We start from the raw sequence: 10,787 nt of genomic DNA on the forward strand, positions 1-10,787 counted from the left end.
CGCCTTTTTGCTTATGTAAACACGGCATTTTCATAAAAACAAAAAAAGTTTTTAAAAATGCTTGACCACACGAGAACATACGTGATATAGTAAGTCTTGTCGATACGGAGGAATACCCAAGTCCGGCTGAAGGGATCGGTCTTGAAAACCGACAGGGGTGTCAAAGCCCGCGGGGGTTCGAATCCCTCTTCCTCCGCCATATTGATTTTAATTCTAATGAAACACAAGCATATATTGGAGATTGTTTTGTCCGTTGCATTCGGTGCGGCGGATTTTTTATTTTAAAGAAAAAGTGAATCTCGACTGAGATTCACTTTTTTTGATTATCATGAATAACTGAAGCAATTTGATCTACAATATTTTCAATCGAGTTTTCGTCGTTCAGAAGATCATAATCTTCAATGCGAAGTTTTAAAACAGGGCAGGCATTAAAACCGCTTATCCAGTTCTCGTAGCGTGTATGCATTTCTTCCCAATAAGACCTGCTTGTCTGAAGCTCCATCTCACGGCCGCGTTGTTCAATCCGGTTTAAAATGTTCTCCAGATCTCCTTCTAAATAGATCAACACATCTGGGTGTGGGAAATACGGTGTCATTACCATTGCTTCGAAAAGGCTTGTGTAAGTCTTATAATCAACCTTTGACATTGTCCCTTTATCAGCATGCATTTTTGCGAAAATTCCTGTATCTTCATAAATCGAACGATCCTGTACAAAACCTCCGCCGGCTTCAAAAATTGTTTTCTGTTCTTTGAAGCGTTCAGCTAAGAAATAAATTTGAAGGTGAAAGCTCCAACGTTCAAAATCATGATAGAACTTTTCCAAGTATGGATTATGATCGACTTCCTCCAAAGATGTTTTAAATCCAAGCCGTTTAGCTAAAGTTTTCGTTAAAGTCGATTTTCCGACACCTACTGTTCCTGCTACTGTAATAATTGAATTCTTAGGGATATGATGTTCCTTCATACGATAAGCTCCTTTACATGGGCGGCAATGCGTTCAAAGTCGCTCTTATTCAAAACGAAATCCTTTGAATCACCATCCACGGTTAACACTGTAAGTTCAGGGTCTGCTTCCTGCAGCTGCTTGATGGCGACTTCATAATCTGAAATCAGCTGCTCCAAATAGCTAGTTTCAATTTTTTTCTCAAAGGGGCGTCCGCGTTTTTCAATGCGGTGTAGCAATGTAGGCAGACTGGCCTTTATGTAAATGATGAAATTCGGCTTTGGCAGATCATCCGTTAGCAGGTGATATATCTTTTTGTATTTTTCCAGCTGATGTGGAGACAAGGTGCGTTCCGCAAAAATCACATTTTTATAAATATGATAATCAGCTATTACAGGCTGTCCCTTTTTTAAAAAGTGATCACTGGTGTCTTCAAGCTGTTTGTATCTGTGACAAAGAAAAAACATCTCGAGCTGGAAGCTCCATTCCTCTATATTGTCATAAAACTTATCAAGGTACGGGTTATCCTCTACAATCTCATTGATCATAGGGAATCCGAATTCTTGTGAGAGCATCGTTGCGAGAGTTGTTTTTCCTGCCCCGATAGGACCTTCTATTGCAATAAAAGGGGCTGTATTCATCGGAATCCTCCTTATATCTGAAAAACGTGCGTCAGTTACCGACCTTCATATTGTATCACAACCCTTGGGTGCCCCCATGAAAAAAAGACGTTTCCAAATTATCGAAACGTCTTTTTGACAACATTAAATTGATCAGACAGCAGCAGCCAGTTTTGTGGAAAGGAAAGACCCAGCTTCCAATAGCTGATGCCTCTTAAATTCAGCTCTTTAATCAGATTGAATTTTGCTTGAATCGAGCGGGCATCCTCGAACCATACCTCGTGCCTTCTGTTTTCTGCATCAGTATAGCGGAAGAAAGGAGCTTGAGCGGTTTGGTCATACTGAATGGAAGCATTGTTCTGATCAGCTATGACAATGGCTTGCTGAGGGCTTACTGCTCTTGCTGGAGTTCCCCCTGCTGTATATGGCAGCGTCCAGTCATATCCATATAAATTCTGGCCCATGACAATTTTGTTCGCAGGCATTTCAGTCAAAGCATATTCTATGACATCACGGACAGGTCCAATTGGAGAAACCGCTTGAGGCGGCCCGCCGCTATAGCCCCATTCATATGTCATGAGAACAACAAAGTCGACAATTTGGCCATGTGCCCTGTAATCATGAGCTTCATACCATCTGCCCTGCTGTGTTGCACTTGTTTTAGGAGCAAGAGCCGTAGAAATTTCTAAGCCCTCTCGATGAAAAAGATCCCTTGCTTCGCGGAGGAATTGATTATAAGCCTCTCTATCCTGGGGCCGCAAATATTCAAAGTCGAAATGAATGTCACGGAAGCCATATCTTCTGGCATTCTCGACTATTTCATTTAGAAGCCGTCTTTTTACAGTTTCGTCGTTCAAAAGGATCCGGCCAAGTTCATCGCTGAATGCTTGGTTTTCTAGGTTCGTTATAATCATCATCAATGTTGTATTTTGACTTTCTGTAATGCTTCTTAAATTCGTTAAAGGCGGTGCGACTAAGGTTCCGTTACGCTGTGCCTGGAAGCTGAATGCGCCAAGGTACGTTAAGTAGGGTGACGCTTCTCTGGCCGCCTGCTGGAGATTTTCGCTGACTTGATTTCCTCGGGGCTCCAAATAAGCATTTGATTCGATGTCTCGTTTAGGAGCTGGTGGGATGTATAAACGGAAACCAATCTGAAGCACGGTATTTAACTGGATGCGGTTAACCCTTGCGAGCTCGGCTGCCGTTGTATTGAACTGCCGGGCGATAGATGTCAGGGTATCACCTCGCTTCACATCATAGAACTGGCCAGCTATTGGAATGACAATGGTTTGTCCGACAACAAGGCTGTCGGGATTCGGTATTTCATTCGATTCAGTGATCTCACTTACGGTTGTTCTGTATTGTGAAGCGATAGCAGAAAGAGTGTCGCCTTGTTTTACCACATAAATTTGAATGAAAAACGCCTCCTTTCATATCGCTATCAATGTATGAAAGAAAAGCGCTGATCATGTTTATTTTTCTGTAATTTGTTCTTCCGTCGTAATTTCTGCGAAAAGAACATTCTCCATCATAGTTAAGGCGAATTCGTTATCTTCGTCACTGTTTGACGCGATACAGTCCTTAGGAATCGTGATGCTGTATTCCCTCATATAAGCGTCATTAGCGGTAAACAGCACACATATATTGCCGGCTATACCTGTTAAGATAATATGTCTCACCTGCAACTCAGTAAGAAGGGTGTGAAGTGCAGTTTCGTAGAAAGCGGAATGTTTCGGTTTGATTAAAAAATAATCAGCATCTTCCGGAGCTATCTTTGTGATGATATCCTTGCTTCTTTCATTTGTGCATTCTTGCTGAATGTTTTTAATATCAGCTTGCCAAAGTCCATAATGATCATTGATGTAAATAATCGGCCATTCATTTTGTCTCGCGTGCTCCTTTAATGATAAAATATGAGGAACGATTTTTTCTGTTTTTTTAGCGAGGGTTTCTCCCATATCGAATTCAAAATTATTGATCATGTCTACAATGAGAAGGGCTGTATCTGCTTTGGACAATCGACAGTCTCCTTTCCGTTTCAGTTATAGTTAATATGTAGCCTTTTTAGGCGATGAAAAAACTTTGAAAAGAGAGCTTATCCTTATGACACAAGATGAACTTTATATGAAAGAAGCAATTAAAGAAGCGAAAAAGGCTGAAGAGAAAGGTGAAGTGCCAATAGGTGCGGTGCTTGTCGTTAATGATGAAATTATAGCGCGTGCACATAATTTAAGAGAGACTGAGCAACGATCTATTGCCCATGCAGAAATGCTTGTGATTGATGAAGCGTGTAAGACACTCGGAACATGGCGGCTGGAAGGTGCGACTCTTTATGTGACGCTTGAGCCTTGTCCAATGTGTGCTGGTGCCGTCGTACTTTCTCGAGTAGAAAAAGTGGTTTTTGGCGCATTTGATCCGAAAGGCGGGTGTTCAGGTACGCTAATGAACCTTCTTCAGGAGGAACGCTTTAATCATCAGGCTGAAGTGGTGAGCGGTGTACTTGAGGAAGAATGCGGCGGAATGCTCAGTGCGTTTTTCAGAGAACTAAGAAAAAAGAAGAAAGCCGCCAGGAAAAACTTGTCTGAATAGTACGGTTGCAATTTTTAGGGGAAACAGATATACTTAAGTGTGCATCGTAATAGATGCAACATAAAATTTGATATTTATTTTGCCGTGCTAAGCGGGGAGGTAGCGGTGCCCTGTACCTGCAATCCGCTCTAGCAGGGCCGAATCCCTTCTCGAGGTTCGTTTACTTTAAGGCCTGCCTTAAGTAAGTGGTGTTGACGTTTGGGTCCTGCGCAATGGGAATTCATGAACCATGTCAGGTCCGGAAGGAAGCAGCATTAAGTGAAACCTCTCATGTGCCGCAGGGTTGCCTGGGCCGAGCTAACTGCTTAAGTAACGCTTAGGGTAGCGAATCGACAGAAGGTGCACGGTAAATCAATCATCAAATTTTCAGACTCACCTAACATTAGGTGAGTTTTTTGTTATGTAAAAAGAGCTTTTGGAATCGAAACAAGGTTCATGTATAATGGGAATGATGAATAACGGAGGAGGGCAAACCCGTGAGTTACCAAGCTTTATATCGAGTATTCAGGCCTCAGCGCTTTGAAGATGTGGTCGGACAAGAACACATTACAAAAACGCTGCAAAATGCCCTTTTGCAAAAAAAGTTTTCTCACGCCTATCTGTTTTCCGGGCCAAGAGGAACCGGAAAAACCAGTGCAGCCAAAATATTTGCTAAGGCTGTCAACTGTGAACATGCTCCTGTTGATGAGCCATGCAACGAATGTGCGGCCTGTAAAGGGATAACAAACGGGTCAATATCCGATGTCATAGAAATTGACGCCGCTTCTAATAACGGTGTTGATGAGATTCGTGACATTCGGGATAAAGTGAAGTTTGCCCCATCGGCCGTCACATATAAGGTATATATCATAGATGAGGTGCATATGCTTTCTATCGGCGCTTTTAATGCATTACTAAAAACATTAGAAGAGCCGCCTGAGCATTGTATCTTCATATTAGCAACAACTGAACCGCACAAAATTCCTTTAACCATTATCTCTAGATGTCAGCGTTTTGACTTTAAACGAATTACCTCCCAAGCGATTGTAGGGCGCATGAATAAAATTGTTGATGCTGAACAGCTGCAAGTGGAGGAAGGATCGCTGGATATCATCGCGAGTGCTGCAGACGGAGGGATGAGGGATGCCCTGAGCCTTCTTGATCAGGCCATATCATTCAGCGGCGATATCCTGAAAGTCGAAGATGCGCTTTTAATTACGGGTGCTGTTTCTCAATTATATATCGGGAAGCTTGCACAATCCCTGCATGATAAAAACGTTTCTGACGCACTGGAAACATTAAATGAATTGCTTCAGCAAGGAAAAGATCCAGCTAAGCTGATAGAAGATATGATTTTCTATTTCAGGGACATGCTGCTGTACAAAACAGCCCCTGGCTTAGAGGGAGTGCTTGAGAAAGTAAAAGTCGATGAAACGTTCCGGGAACTAAGTGAACAAATTCCGGCTCAGGCCCTATATGAAATGATTGATATTCTGAACAAGAGCCATCAGGAAATGAAATGGACAAATCATCCGCGTATCTTTTTCGAAGTGGCCGTTGTGAAGATTTGCCAAACCTCACATCAATCTGCTGCTGATCTCCCGGAAGTGGATATGCTGATGAAAAAAATCCAGCAGCTCGAACAGGAAGTAGAGCGGCTCAAAACAACAGGCATAAAAGCAGCTGCGGAAAGCCCGAAAAAAGAAGCGCCGCGTGTGCCAAAGGGCGGGAAATCCAATTACAAAGCGCCAGTAGGCAGAATTCATGAGATTTTGAAGGAAGCCACAAGACCGGATCTTGATCTGCTCAGAAACAGTTGGGGCAAGCTTCTTGCTCATCTCAAACAGCAAAACAAAGTATCACATGCCGCTTTGCTGAATGACAGTGAACCTGTGGCTGCCGGATCGGCGGCATTTGTTCTGAAATTCAAATATGAAATTCATTGTAAAATGGTCGCTGAGGATAACAACGGAGTCCGGACTAATCTTGAGCAGATTTTAGAATCGATGCTCGGAAAAAGAATGGATTTGATTGGCGTTCCAGAAGCACAATGGGGTAAAATAAGAGAAGAATTTTTAGAAGATCATCAGCAGGAAAATGAAGGATCAAATGAACCGGCTGAAGAAGACCCGCTTATTGCCGAAGCGAAAAAGCTTGTTGGAGCGGATCTAATTGAAATAAAAGACTAACAAAATGAAAGAGAGTGAATGCTATGCGTGGCGGAATGGGTAATATGCAAAAAATGATGAAACAAATGCAAAAAATGCAAAAGGACATGGCGAAGGCTCAAGAAGAGCTTGCAGAAAAGGTTGTTGAAGGAACTGCAGGCGGCGGTATGGTAACAGTAAAAGCAAACGGCCAAAAAGAAATCCTGGATGTTATCATCAAAGAAGAAGTCGTTGATCCTGAAGATATTGATATGCTTCAAGATTTAGTGCTTGCTGCAACGAATGAAGCTTTGAAAAAAGTTGACGAAATCACAAACGAAACAATGGGTCAATTTACAAAGGGAATGAACATGCCAGGTTTATTCTAGGGGGATAAAAGAACATGCAATATCCTGAACCAATATCAAAGCTGATTGACAGCTTTATGAAATTGCCAGGGATCGGACCGAAAACAGCGGTTCGTCTGGCTTTTTTTGTTCTAGGTATGAAAGAAGATGTAGTATTAGATTTTGCGAAAGCATTAGTAAATGCGAAACGCAACCTGACATATTGTTCAGTTTGCGGGCATATTACAGACCAGGACCCTTGCTATATATGTGAAGATACGCGCAGGGATAAGTCTGTTATCTGTGTTGTGCAAGACCCTAAGGATGTTATCGCTATGGAGAAAATGAAGGAATACAACGGACAGTATCACGTTCTTCACGGCGCTATTTCTCCAATGGACGGCATCGGACCAGAGGATATTAAAATACCAGAATTGTTAAAACGATTACAGGATGATCAAGTGACAGAAGTGATCCTCGCGACAAACCCTAATATAGAAGGGGAAGCAACGGCGATGTATATATCAAGGCTCCTCAAGCCGTCTGGTATTAAGCTCTCCCGTATTGCCCACGGACTGCCCGTCGGCGGTGATTTGGAATATGCTGATGAGGTCACTCTTTCTAAAGCACTTGAAGGAAGACGTGAATTGTAAGGAGGAAAAAGCGATCCATGGGTTTTCTTCGCAAGAAAACATTAAGAAGAGAGTTTGATGAAAAACTAACCGAGCAGCTTTTTAAGCAAAAGGAAGAGTGGAACAGGCAAAAAAAGCTGGTTGAAAAAAGCTTAGAACCGTCTGCTGAAGTGTTATACGAACTGAAAGTAGCTGAAGCGAAGTATTTTTTTTACTTAAGGGAAGCGAAGCAGCGAAATTTAAAAATCAGCCGGTGGAAGTAAGTGGTCTAAACTCCTGGATCTTCTCATAAGCTTGTACTAGAACAAGCGAAGGAGATGAGAAGATTCATGGAGCCTATTTTTATTATTGGGATTATTTTAGGACTGGTTATTCTTCTTTTTTTATCAGGTTCAGCTGCAAAGCCTTTAAAGTGGATTGGCATCACAGCTGTTAAATTTGTGGCGGGCGCTTTGCTTCTGGTTTGTGTAAATATGTTTGGCGGCAGTCTTGGCATTCATGTGCCGATTAATCTGGTTACAACAGCTATCAGCGGAATTTTAGGGATACCCGGAATAGCTGCGTTAGTCGTTATTAAGCAATTTATCATTTAATTGATATTATGTATTGACTTAGACAACTGAAGGTGTTATTCTAATATACGTCGCTGATGACGAACAGCCTTTTTGAAAAGGGAATGCTAAAAAGTTGTTGACAGTAGCGGCGGTAAATGTTATGATAATAAAGTCGCTTAAACGAGCGGTAAACAAAGTTCTTTGAAAACTAAACAAGACAAAACGTACCTGTTAATTCATTTTTATAAATCGCACAGCGATGTGCGTAGTCAGTCAAACTACTTTATCGGAGAGTTTGATCCTGGCTCAGGACGAACGCTGGCGGCGTGCCTAATACATGCAAGTCGAGCGGACAGATGGGAGCTTGCTCCCTGATGTTAGCGGCGGACGGGTGAGTAACACGTGGGTAACCTGCCTGTAAGACTGGGATAACTCCGGGAAACCGGGGCTAATACCGGATGGTTGTTTGAACCGCATGGTTCAAACATAAAAGGTGGCTTCGGCTACCACTTACAGATGGACCCGCGGCGCATTAGCTAGTTGGTGAGGTAACGGCTCACCAAGGCGACGATGCGTAGCCGACCTGAGAGGGTGATCGGCCACACTGGGACTGAGACACGGCCCAGACTCCTACGGGAGGCAGCAGTAGGGAATCTTCCGCAATGGACGAAAGTCTGACGGAGCAACGCCGCGTGAGTGATGAAGGTTTTCGGATCGTAAAGCTCTGTTGTTAGGGAAGAACAAGTACCGTTCGAATAGGGCGGTACCTTGACGGTACCTAACCAGAAAGCCACGGCTAACTACGTGCCAGCAGCCGCGGTAATACGTAGGTGGCAAGCGTTGTCCGGAATTATTGGGCGTAAAGGGCTCGCAGGCGGTTTCTTAAGTCTGATGTGAAAGCCCCCGGCTCAACCGGGGAGGGTCATTGGAAACTGGGGAACTTGAGTGCAGAAGAGGAGAGTGGAATTCCACGTGTAGCGGTGAAATGCGTAGAGATGTGGAGGAACACCAGTGGCGAAGGCGACTCTCTGGTCTGTAACTGACGCTGAGGAGCGAAAGCGTGGGGAGCGAACAGGATTAGATACCCTGGTAGTCCACGCCGTAAACGATGAGTGCTAAGTGTTAGGGGGTTTCCGCCCCTTAGTGCTGCAGCTAACGCATTAAGCACTCCGCCTGGGGAGTACGGTCGCAAGACTGAAACTCAAAGGAATTGACGGGGGCCCGCACAAGCGGTGGAGCATGTGGTTTAATTCGAAGCAACGCGAAGAACCTTACCAGGTCTTGACATCCTCTGACAATCCTAGAGATAGGACGTCCCCTTCGGGGGCAGAGTGACAGGTGGTGCATGGTTGTCGTCAGCTCGTGTCGTGAGATGTTGGGTTAAGTCCCGCAACGAGCGCAACCCTTGATCTTAGTTGCCAGCATTCAGTTGGGCACTCTAAGGTGACTGCCGGTGACAAACCGGAGGAAGGTGGGGATGACGTCAAATCATCATGCCCCTTATGACCTGGGCTACACACGTGCTACAATGGACAGAACAAAGGGCAGCGAAACCGCGAGGTTAAGCCAATCCCACAAATCTGTTCTCAGTTCGGATCGCAGTCTGCAACTCGACTGCGTGAAGCTGGAATCGCTAGTAATCGCGGATCAGCATGCCGCGGTGAATACGTTCCCGGGCCTTGTACACACCGCCCGTCACACCACGAGAGTTTGTAACACCCGAAGTCGGTGAGGTAACCTTTTAGGAGCCAGCCGCCGAAGGTGGGACAGATGATTGGGGTGAAGTCGTAACAAGGTAGCCGTATCGGAAGGTGCGGCTGGATCACCTCCTTTCTAAGGATATTATACGGAATATAAGACCTTGGGTCTTATAAACAGAACGTTCCCTGTCTTGTTTAGTTTTGAAGGAACTTTGTTCCTTGAATAAGTTAAGATGGGCCTGTAGCTCAGCTGGTTAGAGCGCACGCCTGATAAGCGTGAGGTCGGTGGTTCGAGTCCACTCAGGCCCACCATCTTATATAACGGGGCCTTAGCTCAGCTGGGAGAGCGCCTGCTTTGCACGCAGGAGGTCAGCGGTTCGATCCCGCTAGGCTCCACCAACGTGTTCTTTGAAAACTAGATAACAGTAGACATCACATTCAATTAGTAATACAAGATATCACATAGTGATTCTTTTTAACGGTTAAGTTAGAAAGGGCGCACGGTGGATGCCTTGGCACTAGGAGCCGATGAAGGACGGGACGAACACCGATATGCTTCGGGGAGCTGTAAGCAAGCTTTGATCCGGAGATTTCCGAATGGGGAAACCCACCACTCGTAATGGAGTGGTATCCATATCTGAATTCATAGGATATGAGAAGGCAGACCCGGGGAACTGAAACATCTAAGTACCCGGAGGAAGAGAAAGCAAATGCGATTCCCTGAGTAGCGGCGAGCGAAACGGGATTAGCCCAAACCAAGAGGCTTGCCTCTTGGGGTTGTAGGACACTCTGTACGGAGTTACAAAGGAACGAGGTAGATGAAGAGGTCTGGAAAGGCCCGCCATAGGAGGTAACAGCCCTGTAGTCAAAACTTCGTTCTCTCCTGAGTGGATCCTGAGTACGGCGGAACACGTGAAATTCCGTCGGAATCCGGGAGGACCATCTCCCAAGGCTAAATACTCCCTAGTGACCGATAGTGAACCAGTACCGTGAGGGAAAGGTGAAAAGCACCCCGGAAGGGGAGTGAAAGAGATCCTGAAACCGTGTGCCTACAAGTAGTCAGAGCCCGTTAACGGGTGATGGCGTGCCTTTTGTAGAATGAACCGGCGAGTTACGATCCCGTGCAAGGTTAAGCAGAAGATGCGGAGCCGCAGCGAAAGCGAGTCTGAATAGGGCGCATGAGTACGTGGTCGTAGACCCGAAACCAGGTGATCTACCCATGTCCAGGGTGAAGTTCAGGTAACACTGAATGGAGGCCCGAACCCACGCACGTTGA

General features: G+C 44.8%; 10 protein-coding genes, 3 tRNA genes, 2 rRNA genes and 1 other RNA gene (1 of these 16 only partly in view). 12 read left to right on the forward strand and 4 right to left on the reverse strand.

All coding sequences use genetic code 11. From position 1 onward, the window contains the following. The first annotated feature begins 106 nt into the window (after positions 1 to 106). Positions 107 to 199: transfer RNA gene (locus NYE56_RS00095), tRNA-Ser, on the forward strand. Between the two features lie 111 nt (positions 200 to 310). On the opposite strand, the gene dck is transcribed toward NYE56_RS00095, so the two are convergent. From dck to NYE56_RS00115, 4 genes are all read right to left on the reverse strand, one after another. Then, complete coding sequence (gene dck, locus NYE56_RS00100; protein WP_003226792.1) at positions 311 to 964, reverse strand: deoxyadenosine/deoxycytidine kinase; 654 nt, start codon at positions 962 to 964, stop codon at positions 311 to 313. Then, positions 961 to 1,584, reverse strand: coding sequence for a deoxyguanosine kinase (gene dgk, locus NYE56_RS00105; RefSeq protein WP_003226790.1), 624 nt, complete (start codon positions 1,582 to 1,584; stop codon positions 961 to 963). Before dgk ends, dck begins: the two co-directional genes overlap by 4 nt. A gap of 98 nt (positions 1,585 to 1,682) precedes the next feature. Next, positions 1,683 to 2,966, reverse strand: a complete 1,284-nt coding sequence (locus NYE56_RS00110) for a LysM peptidoglycan-binding domain-containing protein (RefSeq protein WP_160244369.1) — start codon at positions 2,964 to 2,966, stop codon at positions 1,683 to 1,685. Between the two features lie 69 nt (positions 2,967 to 3,035). Continuing rightward, a complete protein-coding gene (locus NYE56_RS00115) occupies positions 3,036 to 3,581 on the reverse strand; it encodes an isochorismatase family cysteine hydrolase (RefSeq protein WP_003226786.1) in 546 nt (181 codons plus the stop codon). 85 nt (positions 3,582 to 3,666) lie between these two features. On the opposite strand from NYE56_RS00115, the gene tadA reads away from it, so the two are divergent. From tadA to NYE56_RS00170, 11 genes are all read left to right on the forward strand, one after another. Then, positions 3,667 to 4,152, forward strand: coding sequence for a tRNA adenosine(34) deaminase TadA (gene tadA, locus NYE56_RS00120; protein WP_144530981.1), 486 nt, complete (start codon positions 3,667 to 3,669; stop codon positions 4,150 to 4,152). An 82-nt stretch (positions 4,153 to 4,234) separates the two neighbouring features. After that, positions 4,235 to 4,499: signal recognition particle sRNA large type (ffs, locus tag NYE56_RS00125), an RNA gene on the forward strand. A 129-nt stretch (positions 4,500 to 4,628) separates the two neighbouring features. Next, a complete protein-coding gene (gene dnaX / locus NYE56_RS00130) occupies positions 4,629 to 6,320 on the forward strand; it encodes a DNA polymerase III subunit gamma/tau (RefSeq protein ID WP_029317164.1) in 1,692 nt (563 codons plus the stop codon). Positions 6,321 to 6,343: 23 nt separating this feature from the next. After that, positions 6,344 to 6,667, forward strand: a complete 324-nt coding sequence (locus NYE56_RS00135; RefSeq protein ID WP_003225427.1) for a YbaB/EbfC family nucleoid-associated protein — start codon at positions 6,344 to 6,346, stop codon at positions 6,665 to 6,667. Positions 6,668 to 6,681: 14 nt separating this feature from the next. Continuing rightward, positions 6,682 to 7,278 (forward strand): recombination protein RecR, encoded by a 597-nt coding sequence (recR, locus tag NYE56_RS00140; protein ID WP_003225425.1) that lies wholly within the window; start codon positions 6,682 to 6,684, stop codon positions 7,276 to 7,278. Positions 7,279 to 7,295: 17 nt separating this feature from the next. Next, positions 7,296 to 7,520: a YaaL family protein gene (locus tag NYE56_RS00145; protein ID WP_003242387.1), complete on the forward strand. Its 225-nt coding sequence runs from the start codon at positions 7,296 to 7,298 to the stop codon at positions 7,518 to 7,520. 66 nt (positions 7,521 to 7,586) lie between these two features. Further along, complete coding sequence (gene bofA, locus NYE56_RS00150; protein ID WP_003225421.1) at positions 7,587 to 7,850, forward strand: sigma-K factor-processing regulator BofA; 264 nt, start codon at positions 7,587 to 7,589, stop codon at positions 7,848 to 7,850. Between the two features lie 244 nt (positions 7,851 to 8,094). After that, a 16S ribosomal RNA gene (locus NYE56_RS00155) occupies positions 8,095 to 9,644 on the forward strand. A gap of 102 nt (positions 9,645 to 9,746) precedes the next feature. Continuing rightward, positions 9,747 to 9,823 (forward strand) — tRNA-Ile (locus NYE56_RS00160). Positions 9,824 to 9,834: 11 nt separating this feature from the next. Further along, a tRNA-Ala gene (locus tag NYE56_RS00165) sits at positions 9,835 to 9,910 on the forward strand. An 81-nt stretch (positions 9,911 to 9,991) separates the two neighbouring features. Further along, a 23S ribosomal RNA gene (locus tag NYE56_RS00170) occupies positions 9,992 to 10,787 on the forward strand (it continues 2,132 nt past the right edge of the window). Together the 16S and 23S rRNA genes with 2 tRNA genes alongside form the textbook arrangement of a ribosomal RNA operon.

Source organism: Bacillus sp. FSL R5-0603 (assembly GCF_038050295.1).
Classification (GTDB): domain Bacteria; phylum Bacillota; class Bacilli; order Bacillales; family Bacillaceae; genus Bacillus; species Bacillus subtilis.

Coding starts and splice junctions, on each gene's coding strand:
- dck (WP_003226792.1), bottom strand. CDS start 964: ATGAAGGAACATCATATCCCTAAGAATTCAATTATTACAGTAGCAGGA.
- dgk (WP_003226790.1), bottom strand. CDS start 1,584: ATGAATACAGCCCCTTTTATTGCAATAGAAGGTCCTATCGGGGCAGGA.
- tadA (WP_144530981.1), top strand. CDS start 3,667: ATGACACAAGATGAACTTTATATGAAAGAAGCAATTAAAGAAGCGAAA.
- NYE56_RS00135 (WP_003225427.1), top strand. CDS start 6,344: ATGCGTGGCGGAATGGGTAATATGCAAAAAATGATGAAACAAATGCAA.
- recR (WP_003225425.1), top strand. CDS start 6,682: ATGCAATATCCTGAACCAATATCAAAGCTGATTGACAGCTTTATGAAA.
- NYE56_RS00145 (WP_003242387.1), top strand. CDS start 7,296: ATGGGTTTTCTTCGCAAGAAAACATTAAGAAGAGAGTTTGATGAAAAA.
- bofA (WP_003225421.1), top strand. CDS start 7,587: ATGGAGCCTATTTTTATTATTGGGATTATTTTAGGACTGGTTATTCTT.